Genomic DNA, 16,485 nt, shown 5'->3' with positions numbered 1-16,485 from the left:
GAGGGCATCGGGGCCGTTCTCGTTTCGTCATTCATGTCGACGATGGCGCCGCGCTCAATTCGCGTTGACGCCGATCGCCTCGATGAGGGTCTCCAGTTGCGGGCTCATCGGCAGGTTGAGACTCAAGCCCGACGGAAGCGGGCGCAGAAACCAGCGCTTGTACTGACGCGCGATCTCGCCGTCGGCGGCCAGCTCCTGGAACGTGGTTTTCACGACCTGCGCGAGCTGCGGATCGTCCTTGCGGAACATGATGCCGTACGGGTCGTAGGATAGAAAATCGCCCACCACGTCGTACTGGCCGCCCTTGCTCGCATTCTCTGCAATCAGGCCGTACAGCAGCACGTCGTCCGTCGCGAACGCATCGGCGCTGCCGTTCGCGACGAGCGCGAAGCCCTGCGCATGATCGGGCACCACCTGTAGCTGGATCCCGAGCCTGAACCGGTCGTTCAGGTCGCGCAGCGCCTTCTCGTTGGTCGTACCGGCCGTCACCGCGACTTTCTTGCCCGCGAGATCGCGGAACGAGCGGATCGGCGTGCCGCGTTTCACCATCACTTTCGTGCCGGCCACGAAGAAGATCGGCGAGAACGCCACGCGCTTCTGGCGCTCGAGGTTGCTGGTCGTGGAGCCGCACTCCAGATCGACCTTGCCGCTGACCACCGCGTCGATGCGGTTGTCGGACGTGACCGGCACCCAGCGGATCGTCAGGCTCTGGTTGATCGCATCCTCGATCGACGACACGAGTGCCTTGCACAGCTCGATCGAATAGCCGATCGGCTGGTTGCGCGCGTTCAGGTACGAGAACGGGATCGACGCTTCGCGATAGCCGAGCGCGATCGTGCCGCTGCCGCGCACTTTCGCGAGCGTGCCGGTCAGTTGGGCCGGCGCGAACGGCTCGGCGCGCGGCGGCGTCGAGGGCGCATCTTCCGCGTGAGCCGTTGCGCCCGCGGCAAGCAGGCCCGCGAGCGCGAGCGCACGCCAGAATCGCTGCATCTTCATCGCGGGGCCTCCGTCAGGCTTCGGTCGGATGGGCGATCGTCGCTTCCTGCTCCGCTTCGATGCGCGCCGCGTTGGCTTCGGCTTCCGCTTCCGACAGCAGTTGGCCTTCCCATTTCGCGACCACCGCGCTCGCGATCGAATTGCCCACCGCGTTCGTGGCCGAGCGGCCCATGTCGAGGAACGTGTCGACGCCGAGAATCAGCAGCAGCCCGGCCTCCGGCAGCCCGAACTGGTGCAGCGTGGCCGCGATCACGACGAGCGATGCACGCGGCACGCCGGCCATCCCTTTCGACGTGAGCATCAGCACGAGCAGCATCGTGATCTGCGTGCCGAGCGACAGGTGCATGTTGTACGCCTGCGCGATGAACAGCGACGCGAACGTGCAGTACATCATCGAGCCGTCGAGGTTGAACGAATAGCCCATCGGCATCACGAAGCTCGAGATCTTGCGCTTCACGCCGAAACGGTCGAGCGCGTCGAGGATCTTCGGGTACGCGGCTTCGGAGCTCGCCGTCGCGAACGACAGCATGAACGCTTCCTTGATCAGCACGAGCAGCTTGAACACGCGACGGCCGAGGAACAATAGTCCCGCACAGACGAGCAATGCCCAGAGCAGGAACAGGCTGAGATAGAAGTCGCCCATGAACACGGCGAACTTCAGCAGTACCGACAGCCCGTTGACCGCGACGGTGGCGGCCATCGCGGCCATCACCGCGAGCGGCGCGAGCTTCATCACGTAGCCGGTGATCTTGAGCATCACGTGCGACAACTGGTCGATCGCGGCGATGAGGACCTTGCCGCGATCGCCGAGCGCGGCGAGCGCGACGCCGAAGAACATCGAGAACACGACGATCTGCAGGATTTCGTTGTTCGCCATCGCCTCGGCGAACGACTTCGGCACCATGTGGCCGACGAAATCCTTCAGCGTGAACTTGGACGTCGCGAGGTTCGCGGATGCGCCGATGTCCGGCAGCGGCAAGCCGAGATTGTCGCCGGGCCGCAGCAGGTTCGCCATCAGCAACCCGAGCAGCAGCGAGACCAGCGACGCGGTGACGAACCAGGTGATCGATTTGGCGAATACGCGCCCGACCGAGGCCGCGTCGCCCATGTGCGCGATGCCGACGACCAGCGTGGAGAAGACGAGCGGCCCGATCACCATCTTGATCAGCCGCAGGAACACGTCGGACACGAGCGAGATGTACCCGGCGACTTCGGCGGCGGCCTTCTTGTCCGGAAAGCTCGTGAAGACCATGTAGCCGATCGCGATGCCTGCCACCATCGCGATCAGGATCCAGACGGCTGCAGCATTCTTTTTTCGCATCGTGAGCCTCCCATGCAGCGGTTTCGCAATCGGGGATGGGACGACGATACAGGACCAGAATCGCGATGAACAGTGCAACCGGGTTCGGGTTTGCGCTAGCGCCGGGTCGCGGCCGATCGGGCGATCGGCGAGGGCGCCGGTGGCGCTTCGGGCCCGAAGCTGGCGCAACCCGTTGCCGGTTTGTGCGGAGCAGCACATCGCCTGTTCGGAGGTCGCTGGATCGGGGTGCCGGGCGCCGCGTCGCCATGTTCGCCTGTCCGGTGCCCATCGACCGCGGACGCTGCGTTGCCGCGATGTTGCAGTCGTCATGTGCCCGAGGATCGGGCACGCGCGTGCTGAAATCGCCCGCCCGTGCCGCGAGCCGGACGATTCCGGCGGTCAGCGAATGGGCGCGTTCGTGCAACCACGCGCCCGGAAGCCCAAATTTAGCGCTGCCCGTACACCGTAATGGTCACGCGCCGGTCTTTCTGCAAGCACGAGATGACGGCGGGCGTTTCACCGGGCGGGCAATGCGATACCGGTTGCGACGATCCAACGCCTTCGGCCCGAATGCGTGCGGCGTCGATGCCGTGCGTCACCAGATAGCGTTTCACGGTTTCCGCTCGCGCCAGCGCCAGCGCACGGTTGCTTTCGTCCGAACCGATGCGATCGGTGTGGCCGACCACGTCGATGTTCGTCATGCCGGCTTCGGCGCGGATCTTCGCGATCGCGGCGTCCAGCTCGGCACGGCCGCCCGGCAGCATCGAATCGACGCTCGACTTCGCAAAGGGAAACAGCGCCTCGCCTCCGATCGTGAACTGTTCGAGCGGTGCGGGCCTGGCGGCGACGGACGCCGCCGGCGCTGCGTCCCGTACGAAGTCCGCGCACTGCGGATCGCGCCAGTACGTCGCGCTCACGCGCATGTTCCTGTCGAACTGTATCTGGTACTGGCAGGACACCACCGTGTCGCCGCGGCGGAAGTCGAACAAGTAGTTCCAGACATGACTGCCCACGAACCACTCGTGAAACTGAGGCGGCCCGATGAGCTCGTAGAGCTGGTCCTTGTTGAGGCCCGTACCGACGTTGCGCAGGTTCGCGACGTTCACGAACGTGCCGCCCGCGGGCGACGCGGACGCGGCGTCCGGAAACCGGGGCGGCGTGTGGGGCACCGCGCATCCCGTCATTGCGACCGCCGTCGCGACGCACGCCGCGAGCAGCCCAGCCTGTTGAGTTTTCATGGTTCGCTTGTCGTTCCGTTTCATGTTTCGCATCGCCTCGTACGCCTACCACTGATAGCCGGCGCCGACCACGGCGCCGTACGTGCCGCGCGTGTTGGTCGACACGGCCGCCTTGTAGATCCAGTGGTTGTTCTCGGAAATGGTCGAGATGCCGAGCGCCTGGCCCGACTGGCCGCGGTACGCGCTGCCCGCGATCGCGACCATGCTCTTGCCGGGGCCGGACGGTTGCGGCAGGCCGGCCACGGCCATCGCCGTCGCGGTGCCGCCGTCCGCGTCGCGGCGATAGCTGTCGAGGCTGTTGCGCAGGCCCGCGACCTGGCCGTCCGTGTAGCTGTTCGCTTGCGACAGCGTGCTGCCTACGCTCGCGTTCAACTGATTCACGTTCACCGCGTCGGTGCCCTGCGTGCCGGCCGCGACGTTCACGACCTGGCGCGCCGAATCCGTCGAGCCGACCGCGACCACGTTCGAGCGTCCGCCGTCGTTGCTGCCCGCGCCGAGCGCCGTCGAGTTGTTGCCCGATGCGGTCGAACCCACGCCGATCGCGGTCGAGCCATTGCCGGACGCCGTCGAGCTGTTGCCGACCGCCGTGCTGTTCGAGCCCGATGCGACCGCCCCCGACCCGCCCGCCGACGAATTCGACCCGCTCGCCCCCGGCGGCACGTTGCCGCCGGGCGGGTTCGTCGTGTACTGCCCGCCGAGGTTGGTCGTGCGCTGGTCGATCAACGTCGTCAGCTGGTTCGCGACCGAATCGAGCTGCGACACGTTCACCGCGTCCGTGCCGTTCCTGCCGGCGGCCAGCCCGGTGATCTGCCGGTTGCCGACGTTCACTTCGCCGGCCGACGACTGCGGGCTGCTCAGCCCGTACGCGACGTAGTTCGTCAGCGCGCCGACCGTGGTCAGCGAACCGGCGCCCAGCGCGACGCTGTTCGCGAACGTCGCCGAGGCCCCTGCGCCGAGCGCGAGCGCATCGGTCGCGCTGCCGCGCGCGCCCGAGCCGAGCGCGACGCTGCCCACGCTGACCGCCACCGCGTTCGCCCCCTGCGCGACCGACTGCGCGCCGGTCGCGCTCGCGCCGCTGCCCAGCGCGATCGCATCGGCCTGCGCGGCACTCGCCGCCTGGCCGATCGCGATGCCGCCCGGCGCGGTCTGGTCGACGATCGCGCCGTTGCCGATGCCCACGCCGTTGTCGCCGTTGACGACCGTCGTCGGCCCGACCGCGACCGATTCCGCGCCGACGGCGAGCGAATCGCCCGCCGTCGAGTTCGCGTGGAAGTACTTCTGGCCGGTGACCGCGAACGACTGCAGCGCGCCGGTCAGCTGCCGCACCGTCACCGCGTCCTGCTGGCCGGTGCCGTCGGCGACGTTGGTGATCTGGCGGTACGTCCTGTTCGTCGCATCGCCGACCGATACCGCGCCGAGCAGCGTCTGGTCGGTGGTGTCGAACGGGATCGACGCACTGCCGTTGCGGATGATGCCGGACGTGGGCACCGTCGCGCGATCGGCGAGCGAACCGGCGCCGAGCGCGATGCTGCCGTCCACCTGCGCAATCGCGTTCGGGCCGATCGCGACGCTGTCCAGGCCGCGCGCCTGGCTGTCCGGCGCGGTGGAGTTCGCGTGGAAGTACTTGATGCCGTTCGCGTTGATGTTGTCGATCGCGGAGCCGACGTTGTTGTTGATCGTGGTCGAGCCGTCGCTGTTGTACGTCACGTAGGACGGCGCGGAGACGGTGCCGGTGGTCGGATCGTAGGTGGCGCCGCCGCCGATCGCGCCGGCCGTGCTGTTGCCGAGGTTCGTGTTGTTGTTGGTGATCGAGCTCAGGCTGGTGGACAGCGAACCGATGCCGGTCGACGTGGCCGTGGATAGCGAGGTCAGGTTGCTGTCGGTGCTGGACAGTCCGGTCGACAATGACGTGATCGTGCTGTTGGTCGAGCTCAGGCTCGTGGACAGCGAGCCGAGCCCGGTCGAAGTCGACGTGGATAACGACGTGATACTCGACGCCGTCGACGTCGACAACGCGTTGATCGCCAGATTCGACGAATAAAGCTGGCTACCGTTGATCGCGTCGGTCGAACTCGCGCTGATCCGCCCGGCCGCGACGTTCTGGATCTGCCGCGGCGCTGCGCCCGAGCCGACGCTCACCACGTCGCCGGCCGCCGGCGTGCCGCCGGCGAAGTTGTACGTGGTGCCGCCGATGACCGCGCTTGGCGTTTGCACGGCGGCCGACACCGTCGACGCGTTGCCGAGCACGACCGCGCCGTCGAGGCCGGTGGGCACCGTCACGCCGTTGCCGACGACGAACGCATTATTCGAATTGATCGTGTTGTTGTTGCCGAGCGAATACGAGCCCGAGCCCGTGACGGTGCTCGGATCGCCGATCGCGGCGGAATTCGCGCCGCTGACGACGTTGCCCGTGCCGATGCTCAGGCTGTTCGCGCCGCTCGCCTGAGCGCCTACGCCCATTGCGATCGCATTCGTACCCGATGCGTTCGCGTTCAGACCGACCGACGTAGTCCCGCTTGCCGTGACGCCGATGCCCGCATTGGTTCCGATCGCGACGTTGTCGTTACCCGATACAAGGCTGCCCGCGGAGGCGGCCAGCGTGCCGTCGTACGTGACGGTACCGTTGCCGCTACCCAGCGCGACGTTGCGCGTGCCGGTGACGCCGGAGCCCGCGCCGCGCATCGCGCTCGCGATGCCACCGCCGATCGCGGTGTTCTGCGCGCCGCTCACGAGCGTGCCGGTCGCGACACCGACCGCGATCGAGCCGGTGTTGGCGGTCGTCGAGCCTGCGCCTGCGCCCTGGCCCGCCGCCACGGTGCCGTCGCCGGCCGCGACTGCCTGCCCGCCGATCGCGAGCGCCGTGTTGCCGCTCGCCTTCGCGCCGTTGCCGAGCGCGGTGGCGGCTGCATTCGTGGCCTGCGCGGTGGGGCCGAGCGCAACGGAGGAGGTGGCGGAAGACGTGCTGTTGGTGCCGATCGCAATCGATTGCGTGCCGCTCGCGACGGCGTGGGTCATCAACCCCATCGAGTTCGTGCCGGTGGCAGTCGACTGATAGCCGACCGCAATCGCGTTGCCGCTCGACGCGGTCGCGTTGCTGCCGAACGCGACCGCACCCGAGGCGGTCGCCTGCGCGGCGCTGCCGACCGCGGTCCCGCCCAGATTGTCTGCAACCGCGCTCTGGCCGACCGCGACCGAATTGTCACCCGATGCGGCGGACCCGGACCCGACGGCGATGGCAGCCGAGCCGGACGCGGCCGCGCCGTTGCCGCCGGCGAATGCGGCTGTGTTCGACGCGTTCGCGAAAGGGCCGACCGCAGTGCTGGCGGCGCCCGATGTCTTCGCGGCCGGTCCAATCGCGGCGGAATTGGTACCGCCCGCGGACGCCGACGTACCGAAGGCCGATGCGGCTTGAGCCGTCGCCTGCGAAAAGATGCCGACGGCCGTGCTGTTGACGCCGTTCGCCGTGACGTTCGCGCCGATCGCGATCGCCCCGCTCGTCGTCGCGGCATTCGCCGTACAGCCGATCGCGATGCCGTTGTTCGTGTTCGCGGTCGCCGTCCCCGGGCAGTTCGTGCCGGAAACCGCCACCTGCGCCGCCGCGCCGCCGGACCACATCGCCATGCTCCCGAGCACGGCAACGGTCAGCGACTTCAGCGTGACCGACGTGCCGGTGCCGCGCGCGTCGGCCCCGGTTCCGGTTTTCCCCTTGCCGTTCGCCCGATCGAGTTCGGACACCGCGACGATTGCGCCGCGCGCCGCGTTCCACACAGTGCGGTAAGTTCTATTCATGGATTTCTGCCGGTGAGCGGCGCGCGCCATTCACGCACCGGGCCAACCCCGAATACCGGGGTGCGTGGAATGTCTGTCGAGCCGGATGAAAACTGTATTTATCGGGAAACGAGTCTTGCAATAAAACGATTTATATCGATCGATTTCAATCGGAAGTAGTGAATTGAGCCAATCGAATTTTTATACCTTTTCATGGGCATGTTTGATTAATCGAAATGGGCAAGAACCCGCTGATCCGTAGAATAAGGGAAAGGTATTCAGCGACGAGAGGGAGCAAATCTGAATAATTGTGAGCGAAATGTGAACAAAGAGAACTGGCGTGCTCGAGAACCCGCCTGGTGCGGCTTTGCGGCATGTCCGGGCATAGTCGAGCCTTGGTTTTAGGCTGCTTTCGATGGTTTTTTGCAACAGGATTAATGCGTTTTGTTGCGGGTTTTGATAACCGCCGACATGCGCGGAAAGACCGTAAATTTGTTAAATCGAGACAATGGAAATTCGGGGCGTGGCGCGGCGACCTCGCGGAGACGCTTTCGAGCCGGTGAGGGAATCGGGAAAAATTGCGGCGTGCGTGGCCCGCGGCGCCACGCGCCGGATTTCAACGATCGCGCGGCGCTGTGTTTCGAGGCAACAGCAACGTGAAGGCCGACCCGCGGCCGACGGCGCTTTCGACGCGAATTTCTCCGCCCAGCGCGTCGACCACCTGCTTGACGAACGCGAGCCCGAGGCCATGCCCGGCGTTCGCGTCGCTCGCATCCGCGCGAAAAAACTCGGTGAACAGGTTCGGCAATTGCTGTTCCGGTATGCCGACACCTGTATCGGCGACCGTCACGCGCAAGTGTTCTTCGCTTTCGCCGGTCGCGATGGTCACGGTCGCGCCCTCGGGGCTGAACCGGATCGCATTGTCGATCAGATTCGCGAAGGCGCGACGCAGCAGTAGCGCATCGGCGACGACGAGCATTCCCGGTTCCGCGATCAACCGGATTCTGATCCGCTTCGCGCTCGCATGCGCCCACAGGTCGTCGGCCGCGTCGCCGAGCAGCGGCGCGAGATCGACCTTCGTCGCTTTCGGCGAGCGAGCCTGCGCGCGGGCGAGCAGCAGGAACTGGTCGGCGAGCGTGAGCGTCTTGCGCGCGTAATGACCGACGAGATCAGTGAACTGCGCTTCGGGCAACTCGGCCGGCGTATCCCGGCGCTGCTCGATCAGCGCGAGTATCGCGGCTTGCGGCGAACGCATGTCATGCGACAGGAAGCGCAGCGCGGTGTCGCGCTGGCGTTCGGCAGCGCGCATCGGCGTGACGTCGGCCACGTGAAAGATCAGCATCGCGTCGCTCGCTTCGTGCGCAGGGACGATCGCGCATTTCACGAGCAGCGAGCGCTGCTTCGCATCGACGATCTCGAGGCCGTCCATCGGCGCGGACGGTTCGCGTGCGTCCGCACCGCCGTTGTGCTCGGCCAGCGTTCGCAGCGCGCGCTGCACGTATCGCGACACGTCGTTCGATGCGGTCATTTCGCGCAGTACGTGGGCCGCATGTCGGCCAGCGGCCGGCGGCCGCGAACCGCGCGGCGCGGCATCCTTCCCGTACAGGTCGAGCGCCAGGCGGTTCGCGAGCATCACGGCTCCCGAAGCGGACGCGAGGAGCGTGGCTTCCGGCAGGCTGTTCATCCATTCGGAAATCAGGTGCGCGGAGCGCCGCAGGCGCGCGATCATCGCGGTCATCACGATGACCCGCCGGCGGAACGGATCGATCGCATTCATGCGAACAGGGGCGTCGCCCGGCAGGCACGGGTCTGCGATCGCGCGTTCGGCTTCGCGGGTCAGATAGCGCAGCAACGTTTCCTGCCTCCGCCATGCGCTGAGCGCGTATGCCAGCAAGCACGCGGTCACCGTGGTGGCCGGAAAGCAGAACAGATGCGCAGTCTTCAGCACCAGCAGCGACGCGGCGCATGCGGCGAGCGCGATAGCCGTGGAGGCGAGCAGCGCGGCGCGCGGGCCGAGCGCGTACAGGGCCGCGCAAAGCCACGGCAGCACGGACAGACTGAACAGCAACTGGGCAGCCCACGATCCGCTGCGCACGAGCGACCCGCTTGCGAGCGCATAAGTGGCTTGCGCGACGAACTCGACGCCGGCGCGCGGCGGCGGCCTCTGGCCCGGCGTGACGAACTGCGTGTCCGCGGTGCTCGCGGTCGGGCCGACGAGCACGATCGCGTGCTCGAACAAGCCGGGATCGACGCGGCCTGCGAGTGCATCGAGGAACGAGACCGTGCGATACGACGGGGTGGAACCGAGCGGCACGTAGCGGCGGCATGCGCTGGTCCAGCGAATCGCGTGACGTGCCGGCGGCTCGTCGCATTCCGCGAACGGCACGCCGCTCGCGCGGAGCAGCGATGCGCTCATGTGCTCGTAGTCGATGGTCGGGGGACCTTCGCGCAGATGGAAGCTGCGCGACACGCCATCCGCGTCCGGCGCGGCATTGACTTGCGCGATCGAGAATGCGCCGCGCGCGATCGGCTCGAGCGGGGGCGCCACGTTCGGCAACCCGTCCCCATCGTCGTCGGCGACCACGACCGGCAGCACCACGCGGCCGTTGCGCTCGATCGCGCCCGCCAGCCACGCGTCGCCGGCAGGCAGGATTCTGCCCGGATGCGTCATCGCGACGTCGAGCCCAATGGCGGCCGCACCCGCCGCGGTCAGCCGGTCGATCAGCGTCGCGTAATCGGCGCGCTTGACCGGCCATCCGCCGAGCGCCTTCGCGCTCGCGCCGTCGATCGCGATCAGCACGATCTTCTGCGGCGACGACCGCTGCAGCAGCGGCTGCACAATGTCGAAGAAGAACAGGTCGGCGCGACGCAGCACGCCGGACGACGTCAGCGCCACGCACAGCAGCAGCACGCATGCACCTATCACGATGCATTCGCGGATGGAACCGTCGGGAAAGCGCGCATCGTCGGTCAGCATCGGATGTGGCTCATCGCGCGAACGCGGACGCCGACAGTGGCGTCATTCGCACTCGAGCCCTGCGGGCGCGAGCGGAGGCGGCGACGCAGGCTGCACGAGCGGGCGGTGGTGCACTGACGCGCCGGCGTGATAGTGGTCCGACGGCACGGCCTCGAGGCGATAGCCGTGCGTGTAGACGGCGCTCAGGCGCAATCCGTTCTGGGGCCCGAGCGCTAGCTTTTGCCGTATCCGATAGATATGGGTATCGAGCGTGCGGGACTCCGGATCGAGCTCGCGTCCCCACGTGCTCATGCAGACCAGCTTGCGCGACAGCAGCTTGCCGAGGTTACCGAAGAAGAGTTCCGCGAGGTCGAATTCCTTCGGGGTGAGCTTGAGCGGCGCGCCGCGCAACAGGATCGTGCGCTCGCGCGGATCCAGCACGTAGTCGCTCGCGCGGATCAGGCCGAGGCGATCGGCATCGCGCGTCGAGCGTTTCAACAGTGCGTTCACCCGGCTCGCGAGTTCGGCGACGCGGAACGGCTTCGTAATGTAGTCATCGGCGCCGGCGTCCATCGCCAGCACGATGTCGTCTTCGAGCGTCTTGCTCGTCACGAACAGGACGGCGGGCGACGTGCCGAGCGTACGGCGAATCCAGTACAGCACCTCGAAGCCGCTCATCGCGGGCAGCAGCCAGTCCAGGATCACGAGGTCGAACGGCTCCGCGCGCAACAGTCGCTGCGCCGACTCGCCGTCACGCACTTCAACCACTTCGTGTCCAAGCGGCGCGACGACGCGCGTCGCGGCTTTCGCATGAACGGGATCATCTTCGACTATCAGCACACGCATCGGGGCGTCATCCTTGTCATCAGCAGGTGGGCAACACCGCCCACGTCGTCATTTCGTCTTCGGACGCGGCCGCGCGCGGTTCAGGGGCGATGCGCGAACGGAGCGTCGCGGGGCACGCGGATGGCGCACGGGTCGCCGACAGACCGATGGGCGCGGCGGCGGCCCGTGCGCCGGGCACGTCAGAGGAACGGCTGCGTCATGCATGCTGTGCACCCTCGGAGAAACATCGAGCCGCGCTGGACGCGCCGCGCGCACTGCCGCAGCCAGCGCGTGCGGCGAACGCGTTACATGGTCACGGCCATTTGCGGTGAACCTTCTCGTTCCGAACCCGATGTCGAACGACGTCGGAGCAGGGGGCGCGGAAGCGCTAATTGAGGTACGCATTGAGCATGTTTAAGGGCGTTCCGCCGGGCTCTCAGCATCTGGATGCTCATGGTTGCCATGCTCTCGTCAGGCTGCAGGGTGTTTCGATTGTGCTTTGGCCGGCCGCGCAGCGGTCGTTTTTACGCGCAGCGAATATCGGTTTTCTGTTCGGCAATTCGGCGAGCAAATTTTGCCGATTCGATGATATGGTCCGCTGCTCCAGTGACAATGGGGTAGGTCCAAGTGTCGGCGGATTTTCGCACAAGGGTAAGGGTTTGTCATGCGACGACAGACGTTTTAGTCGTCGCCGCAGCCCGGTGCTCGACGCTCACATGCCCGTGATCGATGGCAGCGCGCCGATCCGCTCGTTCGGGCCGATCGACGACGCGCTGCCGCGCGCAGCATCGCCCAATTCGTCAGTACGACGACCGGTGCCGGCAAATCCCGAGGCGACGGTTCGCCGGGGGCGTGACCCGTCGGCGTTCGAGTACCGCGAGAGTGGTGCACTTCCTGCGTCGTCGGCCCGGGTGCGCATGCGGCAACGGCACGCGGTGTTCGATCAGGCCGCCGGCGCGACCGAGGCGCCCGTGATGCCGTGCCGGCGCAGCGAATCGGCGACGAAGCCCGACGCCTTCATTTCCTCGACGAAGGCGCTCAGTGCCGCGGCGGCCGCGTCGCCACGGCTCTTCGGCACGCCCATCGCCTGCCGGATCACCATGAAGCGTTCGTCGAGCAGGCGCAGGCCGGGCGTTTTCGCGGCGTCGGTTTCGAGCTGCTGCTTCACGCCGGCCGCCACTTCCAGGTGCTGCTCGACGAACGTCGCCACCACGGCCTGCGACGTCGGCGCGCGCACGATCGTCGCGGCCTTCAGTTCGCGGGTGAGGAACAGGTCATACGCGCTGCCCTTGCCGACGGCCACGCGGTTGTTCGGCTGGTCGACGTCCGCGTTGGTGCGGATCGGCGATGCGTCGGGCACGAGATAGAAGCCTTCGATCAGCACGTACGGCGCGGTGAATGCGACCGTTTCGCCGCGCAGCGGATCGACCGCGAAGAAGCCGAAATCGGCGCGCTCGTCGGTCAGCGCTTGCACCGATTTGCCGGCGGTGTCGAATACCACGAGTTCCAGGTCGGTCGACAGGCGCTCGGCGAATGCACGGGCGAGGTCGATCGATACGCCGAACGGTTCGCCCGTTGCCGGGTCGCGGTTCGCGAGGATCGGATTGCCGAGGTTGATCGATGCGCGGAGCTTGCCGGTGGGGGTGAAGGCGGAGACGACAGCAGGTGCGATGGACATGGGCGGACTCGCGGGAGGCGTAGGGTCGGTCGGATGACGGGATGCGCGACGGCGCGTCGACGTCGAGCTTATCACCGGACGTCGTGCATCGCGTATTGCAGGCCTGCCTGCGTGGAGACGACGAGAGGTTGAGTCGGCCCGCGGCCTTCATGGCCGGTCGCTGCATCCCTGTCACGGGCTGCGTACATGTGTGGAGAGGAAGCTGACGCCGGACGCCGAGCCGCACGCGATCAAGGCAGGCTGCAGCGTGATCGGCAACGACAACGACGCACTTCCGTCGCTAGTGCGTGGCGGGCTCGGGATTCGCGCACGCGGCGACGGGCTGGATGATGAAAAACCTCGACGCCGGCAATCCGACGAGCGGGCTGCCGCGCCGGTGTCGGCTCACTCCTGAATGCTGAGCGCCTTCTCGAGCGCGGCGATCAGCTTGAACGCATTGCCGCGCGCGATCAGAAGCCCGCGGCTGGTGTACTCGCACCCGAAGGCGTAGAAGCTCGGCAGCAGTGTCACCATGTCGTTCTGCCGATCGAAATCGACTTCGCATTTCGTCAGCGGGAAGAACGGAGGCGCCTCGGCCGGTGTGTTGTACACGATGTGCGCCTAGTACATTTTCCGGGGCGGCAACAGGCGCTTTGTCTGCAAGCGCTGTCGGGCAACGGCGCTGGCTTTTTTCCGCTTGCGCTCCGTCGTCGGCTTCTCGTAGCTCGTACGACTGCGCAACTCGCGAATCAGCCCGGTTTTCTCGATGTCGCGCCGGAATCGTCGCAGCGTGACATCGATCGGTTCGTTCAGCTTCGGCGTGATTGTCGTCATGTAGATCCTGTCTGGAAAGGTTGGAGCGGAAAGTTAGCCGAGCCGCGTCATGACGGCGCTGGCTATCTCGTCGGATTCGAATTCCGAATAGCCTGCGCCGATCGATAGCGCACGTACCGCCATGAACATGTGCAGCTCGGGTTGATGGCACATCGCCGAATCGGCGATTCTGGCGGGCACGGCGGTGTCGATCCGGGCGACTTCATGCCGCCTGATCAAGCCGAGCAGTTCGTCGATGATCATTTCGACCTCCAAAATACCAAAAAACCGTATGGCATTGACGAGCCGCGTCAGCACGCGCTGGCGAAGAATCCCTGTTTGCCGTGATTGTCGTCGATGATGTTCTCGGCATAGCGCACCGATGCGCGGCGCGCGTCACCGGCGTTGTCGAATGGCGACGTGTCGCCCAGTATGAAGGTCTGGCTCTGCGTCAGCGTATCGGTGGTGCCGCGCAGGCAAATCTTGACTGCCGCGTCGAACCCGGCGTCGTAGTTGTGCGGGCAGCCATTCAGCGCCGGCACGTGAGGATAAATGAGTGGATAAATCTCGAATCCACGATAAACGTGCATGCTCATGACGAACTCCTGGCGTTCGGCCACGACGAGTCGCATGGGCGAACACATCCGGCCAGTATTCCCGTTGTGGGGCGGCCGATGGGTGAAGGGGACAACGTTGCAGCGCGAAGGAGGGGCGATGCAGCAAGCGGGCGGGTGGAGGGGCGAACGGTCAAAGGACGGCTGATCGCGCGGATGGACTCATCATACGCGCATCGTTTGCCGAGCGGTCGATTTATTCCAGGGCGGCGCAGGCACGCGGCGGCACGCCCGGCGACGACGTCAGAGCGTGGCCAGCAACTGCAACTGACGTTCGGTCTCGTTTCCCGCGACCAGCGAAAAGAAACCGGTCTCGCGACGTTCGACTGCCGTGAGCCCCTCGCTGTCGGAGAAGACGTTCCACGCGCTGTCGTCGACATGGGCGAACGCGCCGCGCGTGCGCGCGAATGCCAGCAAGAGCGGACTCGCCTGGCGGCGCAGCACTTGACGATCCGCATTCAACACATAGGGTGGCCAACCGGCCCGCAGGACGAGATAGTAAGGAATGGAGCCGGGATCGATGGTCATTGGGGCGGTTTCACGTATGGGCCTGCATCTGCCGTCCGGCTGCATCCGGAACGGTGTCGGCGAAAGCGTGCGATGGGGGGACGGGCGTTCGCCGTGGCGTGCTTTCAGTGTATGCGTTGAACCGCTCGAGTCGCAGGATATCGTAACGATGTCCTGCGGCGTCGGTCCGGCGACGAGGCGATCCGGCCGCCAGGTGCGGCGCCCTCCCGCGTCGAGTGGAACCGCCTGCTGCCGAAGCGTTGTAGCGATATCTACTGACGTAGCCGCCGAGGATGGCGGAATGACTGACGACGTGGAAAGAACAGGGCATTCGTCGAATCCTCACGCGTGGACGTCGGTCGGCTCGCGCGATGGATGAAAAAATGCCCGCGATTGCCGCGGGCATTTCGTCAACAGTTGCCTTTCTTGGCCTGTCCCGGCGGACAGAATCCATTTCCCGGCCCGCCTTGCGGCGCGACCACGACCGGTGGGCCCGGAACATAGGCGACGCACCCGCCGAGCGCGCCCACCATGCTCGCCGCTGCGAGCACTGCGATCACCCCTTTTTTCACTTCGTTCTCCCGTTGGTAGGAAAGGGCCGTTCGGCCCTTTCGATGATGCGGTCAGCGCGTCAGAAACTGAAGTTGACGTTGGACTGACTGGTCGTTGCGTTCACGTTCGCCGACTGCGTCGCGCCCGATGCCGCGTCGGCCTCGATCGTGTATTGACCTGCGGCGGCCGGCGCCGCGGCAAGCGCGACCGGCAGCGAGCCCGAGTAGGTGCCGACGATCGGTGCAGCCGCGGGCACGGACAGCGCGTAAGCGCCGGTGTCCATGTTCGCGTTGATCGACGTGATCTCGTAGGCGTTCGCGTCGATCGTCTGCAGCGCGCGCACGAAGGCGTTCGCGCTGGCCGTGACCGTACCGCTGACGGTGCTCATCGTCGAGGCCGGCAGCGTGATCGGCGCGCTCGACGCCGACACCGCCGTGGTCGTGTTCACGACCACCGGAACCGAGCGGACGATGCCCGACGCGAAGTTGTTCTGCACGATCACGACATCGTAGTTGCCCTGCGTCGAGCTCTGGATCAGCGGCGACAGCACGAACTTCCCGGAACTGTCGGCCACCGTGCCGCGGACGACCTTGCCGCCTTGTTCCGCATAGACGGTCGCGCCGGCTTCGGCGGATGCGACGTAACCGGAGATCGCGCCGCTCACGACGGTCGGGATCGCGGTGACGACGGGTTTCAGTGCGTACGAACCGTTGCCGCGCTGGACGATCGACTTGCATGCATTGAAGTCGAGCACGAGGTCGACGAGCGTGTTGGGCTGGACCGTGAACGGCTGGATGATCTTGTAGCCGCTTTGCGTCGCGCTCGGCGTGGCGAGCGCCTGTTCCGTGCCGCCCGTCGGCACGACCGAGTTGGCGAGGGTGTTGCCTTGGTTCTGCGCGAGCACCAGCCGGACTTGCTGATACTGGCCGGCAGGCAGCGCGGTCTGGCCGAGATCGGCGAGCACGCCGTTGGTGAGCGACAGCAGGTCGATTTTCTGCGGCGTCGCGAGGGAAACGGTCGACCAGCCGGCGTCGTTGTCGGCGGCGTTCGCGTTCGCGTTGACGCGGACTTGCGAGACGGTGACGTACACGTGGTCGAAGCCGCACGATGGCGCATCCGTCATCGCGACGTGCAGCGTACCGGTTTGCGTGCCGCCACCGTCGTCGCCGCCGCCGCAACCGGCGAGGACGAATGGGACGAACGCGGCGCACAGGGCGCTCTTGATCATATTGTTCATATGTCACCCCCATGGGATGGTT

Annotated in this window: 13 protein-coding genes; all 13 read right to left on the bottom strand. The window is 66.4% G+C overall.

All coding sequences use genetic code 11. The features are described 5' to 3' along the window. Nucleotides 1-54 precede the first annotated feature (54 nt). The 13 genes from CFB89_RS32260 to CFB89_RS32190 all read right to left on the bottom strand — a co-directional run bounded on the left by CFB89_RS32260 (nt 55) and on the right by CFB89_RS32190 (nt 16,463). A complete protein-coding gene (locus CFB89_RS32260; protein WP_089471488.1) occupies nt 55-996 on the bottom strand; it encodes an amino acid ABC transporter substrate-binding protein in 942 nt (313 codons plus the stop codon). Nucleotides 997-1,009: 13 nt separating this feature from the next. Continuing rightward, complete coding sequence (locus CFB89_RS32255) at nt 1,010-2,317, bottom strand: dicarboxylate/amino acid:cation symporter (protein ID WP_089471487.1); 1,308 nt, start codon at nt 2,315-2,317, stop codon at nt 1,010-1,012. A gap of 425 nt (nt 2,318-2,742) precedes the next feature. Then, nucleotides 2,743-3,402 (bottom strand): OmpA family protein, encoded by a 660-nt coding sequence (locus CFB89_RS32245; protein ID WP_256979817.1) that lies wholly within the window; start codon nt 3,400-3,402, stop codon nt 2,743-2,745. 177 nt (nt 3,403-3,579) lie between these two features. Further along, the gene (locus CFB89_RS32240; protein ID WP_089471485.1) at nt 3,580-7,353 is read right to left on the bottom strand and encodes a YadA-like family protein; all 3,774 of its coding nucleotides are present in this window, start codon (nt 7,351-7,353) and stop codon (nt 3,580-3,582) included. Nucleotides 7,354-7,918: 565 nt separating this feature from the next. Beyond that, entirely contained in the window at nt 7,919-10,279 is a 2,361-nt protein-coding gene (locus CFB89_RS32235; RefSeq protein WP_089471484.1) for a CHASE2 domain-containing protein, read from the bottom strand. 42 nt (nt 10,280-10,321) lie between these two features. Then, on the bottom strand, nt 10,322-11,104 hold the full coding sequence (locus CFB89_RS32230) for a response regulator transcription factor (protein ID WP_089471483.1): 783 nt from the start codon (nt 11,102-11,104) through the stop codon (nt 10,322-10,324). Nucleotides 11,105-12,026: 922 nt separating this feature from the next. After that, nucleotides 12,027-12,761, bottom strand: a complete 735-nt coding sequence (locus CFB89_RS32225) for an ABC transporter substrate-binding protein (RefSeq protein WP_089471482.1) — start codon at nt 12,759-12,761, stop codon at nt 12,027-12,029. 384 nt (nt 12,762-13,145) lie between these two features. After that, nucleotides 13,146-13,352, bottom strand: a complete 207-nt coding sequence (locus CFB89_RS32220) for a hypothetical protein (RefSeq protein WP_089471481.1) — start codon at nt 13,350-13,352, stop codon at nt 13,146-13,148. A 9-nt stretch (nt 13,353-13,361) separates the two neighbouring features. Continuing rightward, nucleotides 13,362-13,574: a 30S ribosomal protein S21 gene (gene rpsU / locus CFB89_RS32215; RefSeq protein WP_089471480.1), complete on the bottom strand. Its 213-nt coding sequence runs from the start codon at nt 13,572-13,574 to the stop codon at nt 13,362-13,364. Nucleotides 13,575-13,607: 33 nt separating this feature from the next. Then, a complete protein-coding gene (locus CFB89_RS32210; RefSeq protein WP_089471730.1) occupies nt 13,608-13,817 on the bottom strand; it encodes a hypothetical protein in 210 nt (69 codons plus the stop codon). A gap of 47 nt (nt 13,818-13,864) precedes the next feature. Then, a complete protein-coding gene (locus CFB89_RS32205) occupies nt 13,865-14,149 on the bottom strand; it encodes a hypothetical protein (protein WP_089471729.1) in 285 nt (94 codons plus the stop codon). 261 nt (nt 14,150-14,410) lie between these two features. Continuing rightward, the gene (locus CFB89_RS32200) at nt 14,411-14,695 is read right to left on the bottom strand and encodes a hypothetical protein (protein ID WP_179233573.1); all 285 of its coding nucleotides are present in this window, start codon (nt 14,693-14,695) and stop codon (nt 14,411-14,413) included. Between the two features lie 610 nt (nt 14,696-15,305). Beyond that, a complete protein-coding gene (locus CFB89_RS32190) occupies nt 15,306-16,463 on the bottom strand; it encodes a DUF4382 domain-containing protein (RefSeq protein ID WP_089471478.1) in 1,158 nt (385 codons plus the stop codon). Nucleotides 16,464-16,485 lie beyond the last annotated feature (22 nt).

Source organism: Burkholderia sp. AU16741, from assembly GCF_002223345.1.
In the GTDB taxonomy this organism is placed as follows: Bacteria; Pseudomonadota; Gammaproteobacteria; order Burkholderiales; family Burkholderiaceae; genus Burkholderia; species Burkholderia sola.
This window is presented reverse-complemented; position numbering and strand designations above follow the sequence as displayed.

Excerpts from the sequence above, each read along its gene's own strand:
- rpsU (WP_089471480.1), bottom strand. The coding sequence starts at position 13,574 with ATGACGACAATCACGCCGAAGCTGAACGAACCGATCGATGTCACGCTG.
- CFB89_RS32230 (WP_089471483.1), bottom strand. The coding sequence starts at position 11,104 with ATGCGTGTGCTGATAGTCGAAGATGATCCCGTTCATGCGAAAGCCGCG.
- CFB89_RS32225 (WP_089471482.1), bottom strand. The coding sequence starts at position 12,761 with ATGTCCATCGCACCTGCTGTCGTCTCCGCCTTCACCCCCACCGGCAAG.
- CFB89_RS32240 (WP_089471485.1), bottom strand. The coding sequence starts at position 7,353 with ATGGCGCGCGCCGCTCACCGGCAGAAATCCATGAATAGAACTTACCGC.
- CFB89_RS32210 (WP_089471730.1), bottom strand. The coding sequence starts at position 13,817 with ATGATCATCGACGAACTGCTCGGCTTGATCAGGCGGCATGAAGTCGCC.
- CFB89_RS32205 (WP_089471729.1), bottom strand. The coding sequence starts at position 14,149 with ATGAGCATGCACGTTTATCGTGGATTCGAGATTTATCCACTCATTTAT.
- CFB89_RS32260 (WP_089471488.1), bottom strand. The coding sequence starts at position 996 with ATGAAGATGCAGCGATTCTGGCGTGCGCTCGCGCTCGCGGGCCTGCTT.
- CFB89_RS32235 (WP_089471484.1), bottom strand. The coding sequence starts at position 10,279 with ATGCTGACCGACGATGCGCGCTTTCCCGACGGTTCCATCCGCGAATGC.
- CFB89_RS32200 (WP_179233573.1), bottom strand. The coding sequence starts at position 14,695 with ATGACCATCGATCCCGGCTCCATTCCTTACTATCTCGTCCTGCGGGCC.
- CFB89_RS32190 (WP_089471478.1), bottom strand. The coding sequence starts at position 16,463 with ATGAACAATATGATCAAGAGCGCCCTGTGCGCCGCGTTCGTCCCATTC.
- CFB89_RS32255 (WP_089471487.1), bottom strand. The coding sequence starts at position 2,317 with ATGCGAAAAAAGAATGCTGCAGCCGTCTGGATCCTGATCGCGATGGTG.